This window comes from Pseudomonas sp. LSJ-87 (genome assembly GCF_032971465.1).
Taxonomy (GTDB): domain Bacteria; phylum Pseudomonadota; class Gammaproteobacteria; order Pseudomonadales; family Pseudomonadaceae; genus Aquipseudomonas; species Aquipseudomonas putida_Z.
This window is the reverse complement of the sequence record NZ_JAWJYQ010000024.1, coordinates 14208-32357: the sequence shown is the minus strand read 5'-3', so window position 1 is coordinate 32357 and position 18150 is coordinate 14208. Positions and strand designations below refer to the sequence as shown.

Annotated in this window: 17 protein-coding genes; 9 read left to right on the top strand and 8 right to left on the bottom strand. The window is 61.5% G+C overall.

Annotation, left to right across the window (positions count from 1 at the left end; genetic code table 11):
- Nucleotides 1-198 precede the first annotated feature (198 nt).
- Together RYH74_RS16005 and RYH74_RS16000 are read left to right on the top strand one after the other, a co-directional pair.
- Nucleotides 199-894 carry a DUF2238 domain-containing protein gene (locus tag RYH74_RS16005; protein WP_317409734.1) on the top strand — a complete coding sequence of 232 codons (696 nt, stop codon included), beginning with the start codon at nucleotides 199-201 and terminating at the stop codon, nucleotides 892-894.
- Between the two features lie 362 nt (nucleotides 895-1256).
- Nucleotides 1257-1742: a glycine zipper domain-containing protein gene (locus tag RYH74_RS16000; protein ID WP_075045502.1), complete on the top strand. Its 486-nt coding sequence runs from the start codon at nucleotides 1257-1259 to the stop codon at nucleotides 1740-1742.
- Between the two features lie 144 nt (nucleotides 1743-1886).
- Here RYH74_RS16000 and RYH74_RS15995 read toward each other — a convergent pair whose 3' ends face one another.
- The 7 genes from RYH74_RS15995 to RYH74_RS15965 form a co-directional block, all read right to left on the bottom strand.
- Nucleotides 1887-2246 (bottom strand): cupin domain-containing protein, encoded by a 360-nt coding sequence (locus tag RYH74_RS15995; protein WP_025339506.1) that lies wholly within the window; start codon nucleotides 2244-2246, stop codon nucleotides 1887-1889.
- Nucleotides 2243-2836 (bottom strand): GNAT family N-acetyltransferase, encoded by a 594-nt coding sequence (locus RYH74_RS15990; protein ID WP_286100056.1) that lies wholly within the window; start codon nucleotides 2834-2836, stop codon nucleotides 2243-2245. The genes RYH74_RS15995 and RYH74_RS15990 overlap by 4 nt, the downstream gene beginning before the upstream one ends.
- Nucleotides 2837-3210: 374 nt before the next feature.
- Entirely contained in the window at nucleotides 3211-4464 is a 1254-nt protein-coding gene (arsJ, locus tag RYH74_RS15985; protein ID WP_317409733.1) for an organoarsenical effux MFS transporter ArsJ, read from the bottom strand.
- Nucleotides 4465-4473: 9 nt separating this feature from the next.
- Nucleotides 4474-5478, bottom strand: coding sequence for an ArsJ-associated glyceraldehyde-3-phosphate dehydrogenase (locus RYH74_RS15980; protein ID WP_317409732.1), 1005 nt, complete (start codon nucleotides 5476-5478; stop codon nucleotides 4474-4476).
- Between the two features lie 23 nt (nucleotides 5479-5501).
- The gene (arsH, locus tag RYH74_RS15975; RefSeq protein ID WP_317409731.1) at nucleotides 5502-6218 is read right to left on the bottom strand and encodes an arsenical resistance protein ArsH; all 717 of its coding nucleotides are present in this window, start codon (nucleotides 6216-6218) and stop codon (nucleotides 5502-5504) included.
- Between the two features lie 4 nt (nucleotides 6219-6222).
- Nucleotides 6223-7284 (bottom strand): ACR3 family arsenite efflux transporter, encoded by a 1062-nt coding sequence (gene arsB / locus RYH74_RS15970; RefSeq protein WP_075045498.1) that lies wholly within the window; start codon nucleotides 7282-7284, stop codon nucleotides 6223-6225.
- Nucleotides 7285-7397: 113 nt separating this feature from the next.
- Nucleotides 7398-7754 carry a metalloregulator ArsR/SmtB family transcription factor gene (locus RYH74_RS15965; protein ID WP_075045497.1) on the bottom strand — a complete coding sequence of 119 codons (357 nt, stop codon included), beginning with the start codon at nucleotides 7752-7754 and terminating at the stop codon, nucleotides 7398-7400.
- 384 nt (nucleotides 7755-8138) lie between these two features.
- Here RYH74_RS15965 and RYH74_RS15960 point away from each other — a divergent pair, with 384 nt between their 5' ends.
- From RYH74_RS15960 to tcuB, 3 genes are all read left to right on the top strand, one after another.
- The gene (locus RYH74_RS15960; protein ID WP_025339500.1) at nucleotides 8139-9059 is read left to right on the top strand and encodes a LysR family transcriptional regulator; all 921 of its coding nucleotides are present in this window, start codon (nucleotides 8139-8141) and stop codon (nucleotides 9057-9059) included.
- 148 nt (nucleotides 9060-9207) lie between these two features.
- Entirely contained in the window at nucleotides 9208-10662 is a 1455-nt protein-coding gene (tcuA, locus tag RYH74_RS15955; RefSeq protein ID WP_317409730.1) for an FAD-dependent tricarballylate dehydrogenase TcuA, read from the top strand.
- Nucleotides 10643-11824 (top strand): tricarballylate utilization 4Fe-4S protein TcuB, encoded by a 1182-nt coding sequence (tcuB, locus tag RYH74_RS15950; protein ID WP_075045494.1) that lies wholly within the window; start codon nucleotides 10643-10645, stop codon nucleotides 11822-11824. Before tcuA ends, tcuB begins: the two co-directional genes overlap by 20 nt.
- A gap of 60 nt (nucleotides 11825-11884) precedes the next feature.
- On the opposite strand, the gene RYH74_RS15945 is transcribed toward tcuB, so the two are convergent.
- Nucleotides 11885-12778: a LysR family transcriptional regulator gene (locus RYH74_RS15945; protein WP_013972231.1), complete on the bottom strand. Its 894-nt coding sequence runs from the start codon at nucleotides 12776-12778 to the stop codon at nucleotides 11885-11887.
- A gap of 147 nt (nucleotides 12779-12925) precedes the next feature.
- On the opposite strand from RYH74_RS15945, the gene RYH74_RS15940 reads away from it, so the two are divergent.
- The 4 genes from RYH74_RS15940 (at nucleotide 12926) to RYH74_RS15925 (ending at nucleotide 18132) form a co-directional block, all read left to right on the top strand.
- Nucleotides 12926-14005, top strand: a complete 1080-nt coding sequence (locus tag RYH74_RS15940) for a 4-oxalomesaconate tautomerase (protein ID WP_003256767.1) — start codon at nucleotides 12926-12928, stop codon at nucleotides 14003-14005.
- 73 nt (nucleotides 14006-14078) lie between these two features.
- Entirely contained in the window at nucleotides 14079-15392 is a 1314-nt protein-coding gene (dctA, locus tag RYH74_RS15935) for a C4-dicarboxylate transporter DctA (RefSeq protein WP_025339496.1), read from the top strand.
- A gap of 123 nt (nucleotides 15393-15515) precedes the next feature.
- The gene (locus RYH74_RS15930; RefSeq protein ID WP_075045493.1) at nucleotides 15516-16820 is read left to right on the top strand and encodes a CitMHS family transporter; all 1305 of its coding nucleotides are present in this window, start codon (nucleotides 15516-15518) and stop codon (nucleotides 16818-16820) included.
- Between the two features lie 58 nt (nucleotides 16821-16878).
- On the top strand, nucleotides 16879-18132 hold the full coding sequence (locus tag RYH74_RS15925) for an OprD family porin (RefSeq protein WP_317409729.1): 1254 nt from the start codon (nucleotides 16879-16881) through the stop codon (nucleotides 18130-18132).
- Nucleotides 18133-18150: the final 18 nt, after the last annotated feature.

Below are 18150 nucleotides of genomic sequence, written 5' to 3'. Positions count from 1 at the left end.
CCGGGTGGTCTATGCAGGGGAAGCCAAGGGGGGAGGTAAAGTTCAGCTGGAATCATCCAGTGGCAAGTTTCAGTGCCACCGGCCCCAGCCAACGTAACGAAGTCGTTGGGGGTGACATGGCATCAGCTGAAAACAGCTACCGGAGGAAACTTTAGCTGCCCTGTCAGGCTCAACCGTGCTCAAGCCGAGCGTAAAGCCATGAACAATAATCCAGCGTCGCAAACAAGCTTTGCCCCGTCGGCCACACCAAGGCAGGTTGCGGGTGTGCTGGCATCGGCCACGTTGATGGTGCTTGCTTCGGGGGTTGCGCCGTATGACCGTGCAGATTGGTGGCTGGAAAACGTTTTGCCGCTGGCACTCCTGCTCACCTTGGCTGCAACCAGCCGGTATTGGCGCTTTTCGTGGCATGCCTACCTGGCAATCGTGGTGATGCTGGCGATTCATGAGCTAGGCGCGCATTTCACCTATGCCAAGGTTCCCTATGACGCTTGGCTGCGTGCGCTTACCGATCACTCTCTGAATGCCTGGATGGGCTGGCAACGCAACCAGTTCGATCGTCTGGTGCATCTGAGCTACGGCCTTCTGTTCGTCTTGCCGATCAGGGAACTGCTCCAGCGCCAGGCCCTTTTGCGGGGCGGCTGGTTGGCGTTGTGCGCTGTTTCTTTCGTGCTTGCGACATCGGCGCTGTACGAACTGCTGGAGTGGATAGGCGGCCAATACCTGGGCGATGACCGGGCACAAGCCTTTCTCGCGACCCAGCAAGACCCTTGGGATGCGCAAAAGGACATGGCCTTGGCTTTGCTCGGCGCACTTTTCACCTTGTTGATCCAGTGGTTTGGGTTACGCAAGCTTTGGGGCAGAAGGGTAGTGTGTCTGGAGGACAGGCACGGCTGACGGGGCAGGACTTGTCGCTGTGTAGGAGCGGCCTTGTGTCGCGAAAGGGCTGCGAAGCAGCCCCAGGGTTTCGGCGCAGATGCATAAGTTGCTGGGGCTGCTTCCGCAGCCCTTTCGCGACACAAGGCCGCTCCTACCAGGCCAGCAGGTAGCATCCAGCGCGATCAGAACTTCAAAAGGCCTCTCCATCACTGGAAAGGCCTTTCGCAAACAGCCTGTGACCAGCGAAAATCCCTAAAGTTTCCGTTGGGAAAACAGTAACTTGGAGAATTTTTCCAAGTCGTGTCACTCGTCGGATTTCCATTGTAAGGCCCTGTGCAGAGCCTCAGGATCGCCTCCGTATCCCTCTGAGGCTTTCACATATGAAGTACTCCTCGATTCTCTTGTTGTCACTTGGCCTGCTGAGCGGCGTTGCGTCGGCAGGCGGCAATACCGAAGCAGGTATAGGTGGCGCATTGGGTGGAGTATTGGGCTCGGTCGTCGGCCAGTCGATCGGCGGCAGCACCGGCTCGGCAATCGGCGCGGGCCTGGGTGGCGCGGCCGGTGGTGCGGTGGGTGCCGACAAGCACAGCCGTGGCGAGGCGGCTATCGGCGGCGCACTGGGTGCAGCTGGCGGTAACGTGGTGGGTCGCCAGATGGGCGGCACCACTGGCAGCATGATCGGCGCAGCAGCCGGTGGCGGTGTGGGTGGTGCCTTGGGCAACCACATGGGCCGGGAATACGATGACGAAAGCGGGCATCGCTATCGTGATTATGACGACGATGACGACGATCGGGGCTGGCGTCGTCACCGCCACGACCGTGGCAATCACTACGGCTGGCGCAACAAACACCGCCACGACGACTGATCCCGCCGAGGCGGTTACGCTGATTCTTTACCTGCTTGGGGCCGCTTTGCGGCCCTTTCGCGACACAAGGCCGCTCCCACAAAGGCTCTGTTCCATGCGCGACAGCGCAGCCGTGAGGCAGAGGGCTGTTGTGGCCTGCCGTGCCTAGTTCGCTGGCAAGAGGATCACGAAGTTCTTTTTCATGTCTTCCAGCACGGTCCATTTGCCCTTGGCGCCCGGTTCGATGATGAACGTGTCGCCAGCGGCCAGTTTGATGGGGGCGCAACCCTCAAGCTCGATGACGCAGCATCCACTCAGGACATGGCAGAACTCCCAAACCTTGTAGTCGATGCGCCACGCTCCGGTGCTGGCTTCCCATTCTCCGGAAATGCGGCCTTGCTGTTCATCGTGATAGTACTTGGACGTCAGCGTATGAGGGGTGCCTTCCACCACCTCTTCAAAAAAGGGAAGGTCGCGTATCGGTTGGATATCCAGTTCGCGGAACACGGTCAGTTTCTTGTTCATGGTTTTTTCTCGAGCAGTTTGTGGTTAGGGCGATACATCAAATAGGCTTCACCGGTTACGCCCAGCATCGGGTGGGGAACGATCTGGCAGGTTTTAACAATTTGAAAACCGTGACGTTCGTAGAAGCGGCGTGCACCGTGGTTTTCTGCATAATCGATCAGGCATAGCCCATTCAGGCCCGACTCCTCGGCGCGCTGCTGGGCGTGGCGAAGAAACTGGACGCCCAGCCCCTGGCTGCGCCAGGCCTCATCCAGGGCCAGGCTGGATATGTACAAGGTGTCGGGTATTTCCATGTCGGAATAAGGCGCGAGGACCGGGTCTGTCTCGACAGGCCTGTCAGGGGTCTCGCGCAAGGCATAGCTATGCATCATGCCGATGACGCGCCCTTCGAAAGTGGCCATCAGGCAGTTCTTGTAGGAAAAGTCGCCCTGTTCTCTGGCATAGCGAGACGCACCGACGCTCAGCAATGCTTCCCCAGGTGCGGCAAGCTTGCTCCATATGTAATCGGCCATGCCCTCCGATGTCAGTTGAAAGAAGCGCGCAATATCGTGCGCGTCCGAGGCTTGAGCGGGCCTGAAGTCGATAGGCATGTACAGTGCTCCCATGGGACCGGGTTGTCAGTTTTCAAGGATTACGCCTTTGGCAGGGAGGCAGGGTAGGCGGGTTGAACGGTGCCCATCATGCTGTGGGCGAACACCGTCAGCACGGTGTGCGACGCTGTCCCATGCGTAAAGGCAGGTTGCCGTCTGATGGCTCAGGCCTGGGGAATCGATCGTGCAGTTACCGGAGGTGGTTAGGCGAGAAACGGGCGATGTGTACGCGCTCTGTGGGAGCGGGCGTGCCCGCGAACACCGGCGTAGCCGGTGCCAGTCTTCGCGTTTGATTCTTCGCGGGCGCGCCCGCTCCTACAAAGATTGCTGTTCGGCTCACCGGCAGCCAAGGATCGATTGTGGGCAGCTGTGGATCACCCCTTTACCTTTTCCTCTTCGCTAGCCTGGAGCACCCCGGCAGCATGCCTTGGCAATGCGATAGAAATCAGGGCAGCCAGCAAAACAAATACTGTGGAGATCCACAGGCAGGCTCCCAGCCCGTAAGCCTGGAATACCCAACCGGAAAGCAGCGTACCGACCAGCCGCCCTAGCGCGTTGGACATGTAATAGAAGCCTACATCCAGCGATACCCCGTCTTCCTTGGCATAGCTGACGATCAAGTAGCTGTGCAGCGACGAATTCACGGCGAACAGCACGCCGAACAGCATCAGCCCGCTCAGTAGCACCACCTGCGCCGACCAGCCTGCCGACAGGCCCAGGGCGATAAGCGCCGGCAGCCCGGCAAGGGCAATCGCCCAGATGAAGGCTGCGCGACCGTCAGGCACATGGCCGCGTTTCTTGCCAGTGATGTGGGGCGCAAGCGACTGGACGATGCCGTAGCCGATTATCCATGCAGCCAGGAAGCCGCCGACCAGCCAGAAGTCCCAGCCAAAAGCCGTGCTCAGGTACACCGGCAATGCCACGACGAACCAGACGTCACGGGCGCCAAAGAGAAACAGCCGTGCGGCCGAGAGAATGTTGATGGCCCGGCTCTTGGACAGCATGTCGCGGAACTTCGGTTTGGCCTTGGCCTTGCCCAGGTCCTTCTTCAGCAGGATCAGGCTGCCGATCCAGATCAACGCCAATACCGCCGCCATCGCCAGCACCGCCAGGGTGAAGCCGAGCAGGGCGAGCAGGGCACCACCAAGGAAGAACCCCACGCCCTTTAGCGCGTTTTTCGAGCCGGTGAGAATGGCTACCCACTTGTACAGGGTGCCTTGCTGGCTGTCCGGCACCAGAAGCTTGATGGAGCTCTTGGCGCTCATCTTGTTCAGGTCCTTGGCGATGCCGGACAGCGCCTGTGCCGCCATCACCCAGGGCACTGTCAGCCAGGCTGCCGGCACCGTGAGCATCAGCAAGGCCAGCACCTGCATGCCCAGGCCGATGTTCATGGTGCGGTTGAGCCCCAGGCGGGCGCCGAGGTAGCCGCCCACCAGGTTGGTGATCACGCCGAACACTTCATAGAACAGGAACAGCGCCGCAATCTGCAGCGGCGTGTAGCCCAGCGAATGGAAGTGCAGTACCACCAGCATGCGCAATGCGCCGTCGGTGAGAGTGAAGGCCCAGTAGTTGCCGGTAACCAGCAGGTACTGACGCACTTGTGCAGGCAGGGCTGACAACGCCTTCATGATTGCCGGTTACTCCGCCGTGCCGACCAAGCGTGCCAGTTCAGCTGCACGGTTGGCGTAGCCCCACTCGTTGTCGTACCAGGCATAGATCTTCAACTGGGTGCCATTGACCACCATGGTGGACAGCGCGTCGATGATCGAAGACCGTGGGTCGGTGCGGTAGTCGATGGACACCAGAGGGCGTTCTTCGTAGCCCAGGATGTCCTTGAGCGGCCCTTCGGCAGCGGCTTTCAGCAGCGCATTGACCTCGTCAACCGTCGTCTCACGTTCCACCTCGAACACGCAGTCGGTGAGCGAGGCGTTGGCCAGCGGTACACGCACAGCGTGACCATTCAGCTTGCCGCGCAGCTCAGGGAAGATCTCGGCGATTGCGGTAGCCGAACCCGTGGTGGTCGGGATCAGGCTCATGCCTGAGGCACGGGCACGACGCAGGTCCTTGTGTGGTGTATCGAGGATGCTCTGGGTGTTGGTGAGGTCGTGAATGGTGGTGATCGAGCCGTGGCGGATGCTCAGGTTCTCGTGAATCACCTTGACCACCGGGGCCAGGCAATTGGTGGTGCAGGAAGCGGCGGTGACGATACGGTGCTGCGCCGGGTCGAACAGGTGCTGGTTGACGCCCATCACCACGTTCAGCGCGCCTTTCTCCTTCACCGGAGCGCAGACCACCACGCGTTTGACGCCCTGATCCAGATAGGCCTGGAGCACCGCTACCGACTTCATCTTGCCGCTGGCCTCGATGACCAGGTCGCAGCCCGACCAGTCAGTGTCGGCGATCGTCTTGTTCGCGGTGACCTTGATGCGCTTGCCCTCGATCACCATCGAGTCGCCTTCTGCCCCGGCTTCACGCTGCCAGCGGCCGTGGACCGAATCGAAGTTGATCAGGTGGGCGTGGGTCTCGGCGTCCCCGGCCGGGTCATTGATCTGGACGAATTCGAATTCCGGCCAGCCCCAGGACGCGCGCAGCGCCAGGCGACCGATACGGCCAAACCCATTGATGCCTACTTTGATTGCCATGGTCTTGTTCTCGAGTTGTGACTTCAGATGGATCGTTGATTGACACGCCTGGACAGTTCCTCGGCCGACTCCTTGCGCTCGGAGTAGCGGTCGACGAGGTAGTCGGCGCGGTCGCGCAACAGCAGGGTGAACTTCACCAGCTCTTCCATGACATCGACGACACGGTCGTAGTACGGGGACGGTTTCATGCGGCCCGTTTCGTCGAACTCCAGGTAGGCCTTGGGTACGGACGACTGGTTGGGGATGGTGAACATGCGCATCCAGCGGCCAAGCACGCGCAACTGGTTGACCACGTTGAACGACTGCGAACCGCCGCATACCTGCATGACCGCAAGGGTCTTGCCCTGGGTCGGCCGTACGGCGCCCATGCTCAGGGGGATCCAGTCGATCTGCGACTTGAACACACCAGTCATCGCGCCATGACGTTCCGGGGAGCACCAGACCATGCCTTCCGACCACAGCACCAGGTCGCGCAACTCCTTGACCATCGGATGGTCATCCGGCGCGTCATCCGCCAATGGCAGCCCGGACGGGTTGAAGATTCGCGTCTCGGCACCGAAGTGCTCCAGCAGGCGGGCGGCTTCTTCGGTCAGCAGGCGGCTGAAGGAGCGTTCGCGGGTCGAGCCGTACAGCAGCAGGATGCGAGGCTTGTGGGTGGACTGCTGCGCGATCGCCAGTTTCTCGGCTGTCGGCAGATCGACCAGGTCGTTGTCGATGTTGGGAATGGGGTGTTCGGTCATGGTTTCACTCCTGGGAAAAGGCACCCGATGGCTGATCGAACCAGCGACGCTTGAGCCACCAGGCCACGCCAACCAGCGAGATCAGTACCGGCACTTCCACCAAGGGCCCGATGACGGTGGCAAACGCGACCGGCGAGGCGAGGCCGAAGGTGGCGATGGCCACCGCAATGGCCAGTTCGAAGTTGTTGCTTGCCGCAGTGAAGGCCAGCGCAGTGGTGCGGGGGTAGTCGGCCTCCAGCAGCTTGCCCATCCAGAAGCTGATGAAGAACATGACCACGAAATAGATGGTCAGCGGGATGGCAATGCGCAGCACGTCCAGCGGCAGTTGCAGCACCATGTCGCCTTTCAGGCTGAACATGGCAACGATGGTCAGCAGCAACGCCACGAGGGTCAGCGGGCTGATTTTCGGAATGAAGTGCTCCTGGTACCAGGTGGCGCCTTTACGGCTGATCAGGGTCTTGCGGGTCAGGAAACCGGCCAGGAACGGGATACCCAGGTAGATCAGCACCGATTGGGCTATATCGAGGAAGCTGGTCTCGATGACGCTACCTTCCAGGCCGAACAGTGGCGGCAGCAGGCCCAGGAAGATCCAGGCGTACACGCTGAAGAACAGGATCTGGAAAATGCTGTTGAAGGCGACCAGGCCGGCCACGTACTGGTTATTGCCGCCGGCGATCTGGTTCCATACCAGCACCATGGCGATGCAACGCGCCAGGCCGATGAGTATCAGGCCGGTCATGTACTCGGGCTTGTCGGAAAGGAACACTACTGCCAGCCCGAACATCAGCACCGGGCCGATCACCCAGTTCTGGATCAGCGACAGGGCGAGGATGCGCTTGTCCTTGAAGACCTGTGGCAACTCCTCGTATTTCACCTTCGCCAATGGCGGGTACATCATGACGATCAGGCCGATTGCGATGGGGATGTTCGTCGAGCCCACCGACAGACTGTGCAGCCACGCTGGCAACCCCTGGAACAGGCTGCCGAGAGCGATCCCCAGGCCCATGGCCAGGAAGATCCAGACCGTCAGGTAGCGGTCGAGGAATGAAAGCCGGCTTTTGCTCATGGTGTATCTCCCTGAACGTCAGAGCGTTCCGATGATCGCCAGCTCGGCCTTGAGCCGGGCGGCATCCAGTTGTTCGAAAGGCAATGCGAGAAATGCCTTTTTCTCGGCAGTGGTCAGCAGCAGGCAGCGACGCGCTGAGGACGGTCACCCATGGTGTCCAGTCGTTTGGCGCTGGTGCTCAACCATTCGCGATTGGCTTCCAGCGTGGTTACCAGGACATCGCGTACCCAGGCGGGCAGTTCTGGATGAAGGCGGTAGTAAACCCATTGGCCCTGCCTGCGGTCTTCAAGCAGGCCGCAGGTGCGCAGTTGTGCGAGGTGGCGAGAAACCTTGGGTTGGCTTTCTTCCAGGGCGCAGATCAGTTCACAGACGCACAGCTCTTCCTCACGAGTGATCAGCAGCATCATCCGAATGCGGTTCTCGTCGGCGAGGCATTTGAAGACCTGGGTCGGGGTCAGCGAGTCAGTCATGGGTGTTCTCGGTGCGGGCAGTTGGTGCCTATGGCGGGGTATTCACTGTATATGTTTTTTCGAATATACGGATTTTCGAATGTATTGCAAGGCCGCCGGATCTGTTCTGCGCACCTTGTGAAAGCAACGGCCTTGCTCAATTCCCAAAGCTGGCGCGATCCCTGTGGGAGCGGCCTTGTGTCGCGAAAGGGCTGCAAAGCAGCCCCAGCAATTTCAACTGTTGCGCATCAAACCTGGGGCCGCTTTGCAGCCCTTTCGCGACACAAGGCCGCTCCCACAGGGTCCCTGTCAACTTGATGAGGCACGGTAGCGTTCTGTCGATCAAGGCTGTGCAAATACGTTTAACATGCTCCAGGCCCGCCCCCATCGTTGAAAGAGATTCGCATGGAGTTACGTCAGCTTCGCTATTTCCTGAGTGTTCTGGAGTACGGCAGCCTTGGCAGGGCTGCGGTCGAGCTAGGGGTTGGCGCCTCGGCTTTGAGCCAGCAGTTGTCGAAGCTGGAGAGCGAGGTGAGTACCCGGCTTTTGACACGTTCGAGCACCGGCGTCGCGCCGACGGCGGCCGGGCTGGCCTTCGAATACCATGCGCGCCTGGCGCTTCGTCAGGCGGAGCATGCTGTCCTGGCGGCACAAAGTGGTCGCATGAGCGGCTATGCCAGCGTGGGGCTGGCACCGACCACTGCATCGATCCTTGGCTTGGCGTTGATCGACAGGATGCGCGAACGCTATCCCGACATCCGGCTGCACCTGGTGGAAATGCTGTCTGGTTATCTGATGAACCAACTCAATGCCCGGCACCTCGACCTGGCGGTGCTGTTCCAGGCAGAGACGGGGCCGCGGCTGGAGGTACGGGCGCTTCTGACGGAGCGGCTGTTCGTGCTGGTTCCCGCGCCACTGGTCAAGGACGGCTGGGGCGAGTCGCTCACGTTGCAACAGATCGCGACGCTGCCGTTGGTTATGCCAAGCACGCAACACGGTCTGCGAACGACGTTGCGCTCGATTTTCGAGCGGGCAGGGCTGGAGGCCAGCATCGTCATGGAAGTCGATGGTTTGTCGCTGTTGATGGATTGCGTGTGTGCGGGCCATGCCGCCACCATCCAGCCCGGCGCGACGGTGGCCCGGGCGCATCAGGCGGGCCTGCGCGTGTTTGCCATCGATGAAGCACAGGCGCAGCGTCGCAACGTAATTGTCAGCCTGACCGATGACGAGCTCTCGCCGGCAGCGTTGGCAACGCGGATCGTACTGCAGGAGGTCGCTCGGGATCTGGTGGAACAGGGCCGATGGCCTGGGGCCCGGCTGCTTTGACCTGGATTCTGAGTTCACTCTTCCAGCCCCTTTAGAAAAACTGAATGCCTCCCCTCGACGATCGCGTTTCGCGCCCTCCAGGCTCTCATTAAAGTCCCTGGTCACGAGGAGCAGCCGAACATTCGGCTCTTCGTGATCTGGAGGCGAAATGATCGATGTGCTAGTCATCGGAGGGGGCAATGCCGCCCTCTGTGCCGCGCTGATGGCGCGAGAGGCCGGAGCCAGCGTGCTGCTGCTCGAGGCCGCACCCCGCGCCTGGCGTGGTGGCAACTCACAACACACGCGTAACCTGCGGTGCATGCATGATGGCCCCCAGGACGTACTGCTCGAGGCGTACCCGGAAGAGGAGTTCTGGCAGGACCTGCTGAAGGTCACCGGTGGCCAGACCGACGAAAAGCTGGCGCGCCTGGTGATTCGCGCATCCTCCAGCTGTCGCGGGTGGATGCGCCGGCATGGCGTGCATTTCCAGCCCTCATTGTCAGGTGCGCTGCACACCGCACGGACCAATGCCTTCTTCATGGGCGGCGGCAAGGCGCTGGTCAATGCCTACTTCCGCAGCGCCGAAAACCTTGGCGTACAGATACGCTACGACGCCCCCGTAGCCGACATAGAACTGCAGGACGGACGCTTCGTTGCGGCCCATGTGCCTGCGCGCGAGGTTCAGGGGCGACACCTGCCTGCCGAGCGCATCGAGGCGCGTACCTGTGTGCTTGCCGCCGGCGGCTTCGAGTCCAACCGTGAGTGGTTGCGCGAGGCGTGGGGGCAGAACGAGCGAGGGGAGTGGCCTTCGGACAACTTCCTTATCCGTGGTACGCGTTTCAATGATGGTGCGCTGTTGCGCCGCATGATCGAACAGGGCGCCGACACGATTGGCGACCCGACCCAGGCACATATGGTGGCGATCGATGCCCGCGCACCGCTATACGACGGCGGCATCTGCACGCGCATCGATTGTGTGTCGCTGGGCGTGGTGGTCAACCGCGACGGCCAGCGCTTCTACGATGAAGGCGAGGATTTCTGGCCCAAGCGCTATGCCATCTGGGGGCGCCTGGTGGCGCATCAGCCAGGGCAGGTCGGGTTTTCGATCATCGACCGGAAAGCCCTCGGGCGCTTCATGCCACCGGTTTTCCCGGGCGCCACCGCCGATAGCCTTGAGGCGTTGGCCGGCCTGCTCGGTTTGCCTGTGCAGGCCTTCCTCGAAACCGTACATGCCTACAACCGAGCCTGCCAGGTGGGCACTTTCGACCACACACGGCTGGACGACTGCCACACCGTTGGCCTGGAACCGGTGAAAAGCCACTGGGCGCGCCCGATCGATACGCCCCCCTACTACGGCTACCCGCTGCGCCCTGGCGTGACTTTCACCTACCTGGGGCTGCGCACCGATGAAACCGCCGCCGTTCATTTCGACGGGCGTCCCAGCCCGAACCTGTTCGTTGCCGGTGAAATGATGGCGGGCAATGTACTGGGCAAGGGCTACACCGCAGGCGTCGGCATGTCCATCGGCACCGCCTTCGGCCGTATCGCCGGAACCAGCGCTGCTGCGGCGGCGGGTTACGAACATCCAGAAAAAGAGAAGAGCCATGACTGCGCAACTGCCTGAACCACGCCAGCCTGATGCCGCCGGGTCGGCCCTCGAACTGATCCCGGTGTTGAACGTCGAGGAGCAGGAAGTGAACCGGCAAATGCGGATATGCAACGCCTGTCGCTACTGCGAGGGCTTTTGCGCAGTTTTCCCGGCAATGACCCGCAGGCTGGAGTTCGGCAAGGCCGACATCCATTACCTGGCCAACCTGTGCCACAACTGCGGCGCTTGCCTGCATGCCTGCCAGTACGCTCAGCCCCACGAATTCGCCGTCAACGTGCCGCAGGCAATGGCCAAGGTGCGCGGGCAGACCTACGCCGAGTACGCATGGCCGGCCCTGTTCGGCCGGCTGTATCGGCACAACGGCGCCTATGTTGCCAGTGCCTTGGCAGTGGCCTTGTCGCTGTTTCTGCTGCTGGCGTTGTGGGTCAATGGCACGCTGCTACCTGGTCGGCTGGCGGGCAATTTCTATGCGATCTTCCCGCACAACACCCTGGCGCTGATGTTCGGTAGCGTCTTTGTCGCTGCAGGCTTGGCTCTGGCGGTGGCGGTACGTCGCTTCTGGCGTTCGGTCTCGCCTGCCGAGGCGCTGGCGCAACCGGCAAAAGGGGCTGTGCTTGAGGCATCAAGCGCGGCGTTGACCCTGAAATACCTGGACGGCGGGCACGGCCAAGGTTGCAACAACGCCGATGATCGCTACACGCTCTGGCGCCGTCGCTTCCATCACTTCACCTTCTACGGCTTCATGCTGTGCTTTGCCGCCACGGTGGTCGCCACCGGGTATCACTATCTGCTGGGCCAGCAGGCGCCGTACCCGCTGCTGAGCGCACCGGTGTTGCTCGGAACCCTGGGCGGAATTGGCTTGATTGTCGGGCCTGCCGGGTTGCTGGCGCTGAACCTGCGCAGGGCGCCGGAGCAGGGCGATGTGGCCCAGCGCCTCATGGACCGGGCCTTCATTCTGCTTCTGCTGTTGGTCAGCGCCACAGGCCTTGCCTTGCTGGGCCTGCGTGATACCGCCGCGATGGCGATCGTGCTGGCGCTTCACCTGGGGACGGTGATGGCGCTGTTCATCACGCTGCCCTATGGCAAGTTTGCCCATGGCCTGTTCCGCAGCGCGGCACTGCTCAAGTTTGCAATCGAGAAGCGCCGCCCCAACAAGCTGGGCCTGGGCGGGGAGTGAACCATGAACTCAGCCTGTATTTCCCCTGCGCCGTGCCGAGCCGGAAGCAAGGCATTTCGTTCAGCGGTTGGGCCACTTGTCCAGCAGGATCGACACGAACTTCTCCGCTGCCGGCGACAGCGACGCCCCTCTGCGGTAGACCAAACCAAGGGTACGGGTTACCTGGGGTTCGATCAGCGGCACGCTGACCAGCGTCGGGTGGTCGGCGCTGGGCATGGCCAGGCTGGGCATGGCCGACACGCCCAGCCCGGCCTCGACCATGCCCAGCGAGGTGGACAGATGCTGAACCTCGTAGAACCACTTGGGCCGCAGGTTGAGCCCGGACAGGGCATGGTCCAGCAGCATCCGGTTACCGCTAAGCCGGCCTACGCCGATCAGGCGGTAGTCGGCCAGTTCTGTCCAGGTGACGGCCTCACGGTTCGCCAGCTTGTGGTCCCTGCGGCAGGCCAGCACGAAGTGCTCCTGTACCAGGGAGACGAACTCGATGTCCGGGTGCTGGCCGCTCATCATGTTGATACCGAAATCGGCCTCACCCCGCAGCACGGCTTCGAGCCCGTCGTTGGCACTGAGGTCCAGCAGACGAATGCGGATCTTGGGGTATTGCTCGTTGTAGTCACGGATCACCGACGGCAGGAAATAGAACGCTGCAGTCGGAATACAGGCGAGGGTTACCTGACCGGTCTGTCGTTCTGCGAGTTCGCGAATGCTCAGGATCGAGTCTTCGAAGTCATCCAGCAGGCGCCTTGCCTTGGGCAGGAAGTCACGCCCGACGCTGGTCAGGCTGACGCGACGAGTAGTGCGTTCCAGCAACGAAGTGCCCAAGCCTTCCTCGAGCTTCTTGATCCGCCGGCTCAAGGCGGGCTGCGACAGGTGCAACGCTTCTGCGGCTTCGTGGAAGCTGCCGAGTTCGGCGATTTTCACGAAAGATCGTATGTCTTGCAGCTCATATTCCATCTCGGATCGCTCTTGGCAGTCGGTTCTGAATTGATGCTTGAATCGCAATAATGGCTACGATATTTGCATTGGATTGATTTATCCATCCCTGTCAATCTTTTGTCCACAGCATCAATGATGTCCATTGATCAACAAGAGTGCGAAATCATGCAACGAATTCCTTGCGTACTCATGCGCGGTGGCACCTCCAAGGGCCCCTTTTTCCACGCATGGGACCTTCCTGCCAATGTGGTCGAACGCGACGAATTGCTGATCAACCTGATGGGTTCCGGGCATGAACTGGAAATCGACGGCATCGGTGGCGGTAGCCCGCAGACCAGCAAGGTAGCGATTGTCAGCCCCTCGCTGCATGCCGACGCCGACGTCGACTACCTGTTCGTGCAGGTCATGGTCGCCCAGCGCCGGGTTGATACCGCGCCCAACTGCGGCAACATGCTGTGCGCCGTTGGCCCGTTCGCCATCGAGCAAGGGCTTGTCAAAGGCCAGGACGGCAAGACGCTGGTGCGTATTCGCAACCTCAACACCGGCACTTTCGTCAATTCGCTGGTGGAAACCCCCGGCGGCATCGTGCGCTATGAAGGCCGCACGGCGATCGATGGCGTACCGGGCACTGCCGCTCCGGTGCACCTGACCTTCCTCGATGCGGTCGGCAGCAAGACCGGCAAGCTGTTCCCGACCGGCAAGGCCAAGGATGTGATCGACGGCGTTGCGGTCACCTGCATCGACATGGCCATGCCGATGATGGTGGTGGAGGCCAGCCAACTGGGCGTCACCGGCTCGGAATCCCCGGCCGAACTCGACGCCAACGGCGAATTGCTCGAGCGCCTCGAGGCGTTGCGGCTGAAAGCCGGCAAGGCCATGGGCCTGGGCGATGTCAGCGGCATGGTCATCCCCAAGCCTGTGCTGGTGTCCAAGCCCCGCTATGACGGCACGTTGCAGGTCCGCTACTTCATGCCGCACAACTGCCACCGTGCCTTGGCCATCACCGGAGCGATAGGGCTGGCGACTGCCTGCGTCAGCCCGGGTACGGTGATCGGCGAACTGCTGGGCGAGGGCGCCGAGCAACTGGCCGAGGTACGCCTGGAACACCCAAGCGGCGGTATCGATGTCGCGCTGTCACGCAGCGGCGCCGATGGCAAGACGATTCAGGCCTCTGTGGTGCGAACCGCCCGGCGGCTGTTCTCAGGCTTCGTTTACGCGCCTACATTCCGCAGGTTGGCGGGGTAGGCCCAGGCGGTAGTCCAGACCTGTACATTCGCAACAAGCGCATCCGCACAATTTCAACAATGGGTGATGCCTCATGAGACTCGCCAAATCGCTGTACTTCCAGATCCTCTGCGCCGTCCTGCTGGGCGTGGTGGTCGGTCACTTCTGGGCGCAACAGGCCGTTGCGCTCAAGCCCCTGGGTGATGCGTTCATCAAGCTGATCAAGATGATGATCGCGCCGGTGGTCTTCTGCACCATCGTCACCGGTATCGCCGGGATGACCGACAAGCGCTCCCTCGGGCGTTTGATGAGCAAGACCTTGCTGCTGTTCCTGGTATTGACCGTCATCAGCCTGATGATCGGCCTGGCAGCGGTTTACCTGTTCCGCCCAGGTGTCGGCATGAACATCGACCCCGCCACGCTAAGCACCGCGGGGCTCGGCCAGTACGCCGCGTCTGCGGCAAAGCTCAGCGTGGTCGATTTCTTCATGCACATCATTCCCGACACCTTCATCGGGGCGTTCAACAAGGGCGAAGTGTTGCCGGTGCTGTTCATCGCGGTGCTCAGCGGTTTTGCCCTGTCGTCCATGGGCGAGAAGGGCAAGCCGGTACTCGATGTGCTGGAATCTGCCTCGACCATGGTGTTTCGCATCTTTGGATACCTGATGCGCTTCGCCCCGGTCGGCGCCTTCGGTGCGCTGGCCTTTACCGTCGGGCAGTACGGCGTGACGTCCCTGGGGGCACTGGCCAAGCTGGTCGGTACGCTCTACATCGCCTGTGCGTTCTTCGTGCTGGTGGTGCTCGGTGGTATCTGCCGTGCCCATGGTTTCAGCCTGTGGAAGCTGCTGCGCTATTTCCGCGAGGAGTTTCTGGTGGTGCTCGGCACCTCGTCCACCGAGCCCGTGCTGCCACGCATGCTGGAGAAACTGGAGAAATTGGGCTGCAAGAAAGGCGTGGTCGGGTTGGTATTGCCAACCGGTTACTCCTTCAACCTCGACGGTACAGCCATCTACCTGTCGTTGGCGGCAGTCTTCATCGCTCAAGCCTGCAACATCGACCTGAGCCTGGGCCAGACGGTGACGATGCTGGCGATCATGCTGTTGTCGTCAAAAGGCGCAGCGGGTGTGACCGGTAGTGGCTTCGTTGCACTGGCTTCGACCTTGACCGTGATTCACGACATTCCGTTGGCAGGGCTTGCCTTGCTGATCGGCATCGATCGCTTCATGTCCGAGGCGCGTGCCCTGACCAGCCTGGCCAGCAACGCCGTGGCCACCGTGGTCATCTCGCTGTCGGAGAATGCCTGTGAACGGGAAACCTTGCTGCGCCGCCTGAACGGCATTCCGGCTGCACCGGACGAGGCGGATATTGCGCAGGCCGACTGGTCTGCCGAGCCTCGGCATCACAGCTGAAAGCCTCTTCCATCTCCCATTGTTGACTTAAAATCCCACTCAGCATCCTGGCGATGCCGAGTGGGGTAGGGGGCCGTCTGCCTTGCCGATGGCCGCGATAGAATAAAAACAAGAGAAAAGACCATGCTCGCACTCCTGGGCCTGATCATGGTGGTGACCTTCACCTACCTGATCATGAGCAAACGCCTGTCGCCAATCGTTGCGCTCACCGTGGTACCCATTGTCTTCGCTTTGATCGGTGGCTTCGCCCCCGAACTGGGCAAGATGATGCTCGATGGCTTGAAAATGGTGGCGCCCTCGGCAGCGCTGTTGCTGTTCGCCATCCTGTTCTTCGGCCTGATGATCGATGCCGGCCTGTTCGACCCGCTGATCCGCAAGATCCTCAAGCGCGTCAATGGCGACCCGGTCAAGATCGCCATCGGTACCGCGCTGCTGTCGCTGCTGGTGGCGCTCGACGGTGACGGCACCACCACCTACATGATTACCTGCGCAGCCATGCTGCCGCTGTACAAGCGCATCGGCATGAACCCGATGATCCTGGCCACGGTATCCATGCTGTCGCTGAGCATCATGAGTGGCATGAGCCCTTGGGGTGGGCCGGCCACCCGGGCCATTGCCGCGCTCGGGCTGGATGCGACCGAGTACTTCATCCCGATGCTGCCGACCGTGATCGGCGGTGCGGCCTGGGTGGTGTTCACCGCCTTCCTGCTGGGCCGCGCCGAGCGCCGACGCATCGGCAACATCGCCCTGGAGTCGGGTGGCGGCAACTGCTACATCAAGGAAATCCTCGGCGACAACCCGCACAAGCGCCCGCGCCTGGCGTATGTGAACCTGGTGCTGGTGATTGCCGTCATGACTGCGCTGGTGATGGGCGTCATGCACTCCGCTCTGTTGTTCATGATCGGTTTCGTCGCAGCGCTGATGATCAACTACCCGCAACTGGATCTGCAGAAAGAGCGCATCCTCGCCCACTCCGGCAACGCCATGACCGTGGTACTGCTGGTATTCGCCGCAGGCATCTTCGCGGGGATCTTCTCGGGCACCAAGATGGTCGATGCACTGGCGCAGACCCTGGTCGACTGGATTCCCGAGGCTTGGAGCCACTGGTTCCCGCTGGTGGTGGCGCTGACCAGCATGCCGCTGACCTTCGTACTGTCCAACGACGCTTACTACTTTGGCGTGGTGCCGATCCTTGCCAACGCTGCGGCCGCCTACGGCATCGACCCGGTTGAAATCGCCCGCGCCTCGGTGCTGGGGCAGCCGGTGCACCTGATGAGCCCGCTGGTGGCCTCGACCTTGCTGCTGGTGGGCATGGTCGATCGCGACATCGGCGACTTCCAGAAGGCCACCGTGAAATGGGCGGTGCTGACATCACTGGTCATCACCGCACTGGCCTTGGTCACGGGTGCCTTGTCCTTCTTCGTCTGATCTGCCTCGGGCGCTGCTGGCGCCCACCTCATCCAAGAACAACAACAGAGTATCGAAAATGTCCCGAACTGTTTTCCGTGGGGCCACCTGTGGCCTGCTCTGCGGCTGGCTGCCTGTGGCCGGCGCTGCCGGATTCATCGACGACGGCAAGCTCAAGCTGCAGCTGCGCAACGTTTACTTCAACGAAAACTTCCGCGACGAACAAGGCATGAGCGCCCGCGCTGCTGCAACTGCAAAGAGCGAGCGTGTGGAATGGGCACAGGGTTTTCTGCTCGACTACCAATCAGGGTTCACCCAAGGCCCGCTGGGGCTGGGGCTCGATGCCCTGGGGCTTGTAGGCGTACGGCTCGATTCGGGCCGCGGGCGCAGCGGTACCGGCTTGCTGCCGGTGCATGACGATGGCCGTGCCGCGGACGAGTTCGCCAGTGCCGGTGTGACGGCCAAGGCGCGACTGGGGCAGACCATCGTCAAGCATGGCACCTTGCTGCCCAAGACACCGGTGCTGGTGTACAACGATGCGCGATTGTTGCCGCAGACCTACCAGGGTACGCAGCTGACCAGTACTGATGTCGATGGCCTGACCCTGACCGCCGGCCACCTGGACCGTTTCAAGCAGCGGGACTCCTCCGACAGCACCGGCCTGTTCCTGGATGGTTACAGTGGCAGCGAGTCTGGCGATTTCAGCTTTGCGGGGGCCGAATATGCCGCCAGCAAGCAGCTGCGCTTGAGCTATTTCCACGGCCAGCTCGAACACTTCTATCGCCAGGACTACCTAGGCCTGATCCACGACCTGCCGTTGGCCGGCGGTATATTGACCACCGACTTGCGCTATTTCAAGAGCCGCGACAGCGGGGCCGCTCATGGTGGTCAGATAGACAATGACATGTTCAGTGGGCAGCTGTCCTATACCCACTCCGGGCACACTGTCGGTGCCGGTTACCAGGTGCTCGACGGCGAGGCAGGGCTGCCATACATCAGCGGCGCGACGGTCTACTCGTTCAGTAACGTCGGCATCGGCAAGTTCATCGAGGAGGAAGAGAAAACCTGGATGGCCAGCTATGCCTACAACTTTGCTGCGGCCGGTGTCCCCGGGCTGACCTTCATGGCGCGCTACCTGAGCGGGGACAACGGTCGCTCGGCTGATGCCGGGCTCAGCGAGTGGGAGCGTGACGTGGAGCTTGCCTATGTGGTGCAATCCGGGCCTGTGAAAGGTCTGGGTGTGAAGCTTCGCAACTACGTCTACCGCTCTGACTTTTCCCGAGGGCGCGACAGCAACCGGATCTACCTGACCTACGATATTGCGATCTGGTAATGCGGCCGTGCGAGCATG

Bases quoted from the DNA above. Each gene is read 5' to 3' on its own strand.
- RYH74_RS15940 (WP_003256767.1), top strand. From the start codon at position 12,926: ATGCAACGAATTCCTTGCGTACTCATGCGCGGTGGCACCTCCAAGGGC.
- RYH74_RS15960 (WP_025339500.1), top strand. From the start codon at position 8,139: ATGGAGTTACGTCAGCTTCGCTATTTCCTGAGTGTTCTGGAGTACGGC.
- RYH74_RS15945 (WP_013972231.1), bottom strand. From the start codon at position 12,778: ATGGAATATGAGCTGCAAGACATACGATCTTTCGTGAAAATCGCCGAA.
- arsJ (WP_317409733.1), bottom strand. From the start codon at position 4,464: ATGAAGGCGTTGTCAGCCCTGCCTGCACAAGTGCGTCAGTACCTGCTG.
- RYH74_RS15990 (WP_286100056.1), bottom strand. From the start codon at position 2,836: ATGCCTATCGACTTCAGGCCCGCTCAAGCCTCGGACGCGCACGATATT.
- RYH74_RS15925 (WP_317409729.1), top strand. From the start codon at position 16,879: ATGTCCCGAACTGTTTTCCGTGGGGCCACCTGTGGCCTGCTCTGCGGC.
- RYH74_RS15980 (WP_317409732.1), bottom strand. From the start codon at position 5,478: ATGGCAATCAAAGTAGGCATCAATGGGTTTGGCCGTATCGGTCGCCTG.
- RYH74_RS15930 (WP_075045493.1), top strand. From the start codon at position 15,516: ATGCTCGCACTCCTGGGCCTGATCATGGTGGTGACCTTCACCTACCTG.
- tcuB (WP_075045494.1), top strand. From the start codon at position 10,643: ATGACTGCGCAACTGCCTGAACCACGCCAGCCTGATGCCGCCGGGTCG.
- arsH (WP_317409731.1), bottom strand. From the start codon at position 6,218: ATGACCGAACACCCCATTCCCAACATCGACAACGACCTGGTCGATCTG.
- RYH74_RS15965 (WP_075045497.1), bottom strand. From the start codon at position 7,754: ATGACTGACTCGCTGACCCCGACCCAGGTCTTCAAATGCCTCGCCGAC.
- RYH74_RS15995 (WP_025339506.1), bottom strand. From the start codon at position 2,246: ATGAACAAGAAACTGACCGTGTTCCGCGAACTGGATATCCAACCGATA.
- tcuA (WP_317409730.1), top strand. From the start codon at position 9,208: ATGATCGATGTGCTAGTCATCGGAGGGGGCAATGCCGCCCTCTGTGCC.
- dctA (WP_025339496.1), top strand. From the start codon at position 14,079: ATGAGACTCGCCAAATCGCTGTACTTCCAGATCCTCTGCGCCGTCCTG.
- arsB (WP_075045498.1), bottom strand. From the start codon at position 7,284: ATGAGCAAAAGCCGGCTTTCATTCCTCGACCGCTACCTGACGGTCTGG.
- RYH74_RS16000 (WP_075045502.1), top strand. From the start codon at position 1,257: ATGAAGTACTCCTCGATTCTCTTGTTGTCACTTGGCCTGCTGAGCGGC.
- RYH74_RS16005 (WP_317409734.1), top strand. From the start codon at position 199: ATGAACAATAATCCAGCGTCGCAAACAAGCTTTGCCCCGTCGGCCACA.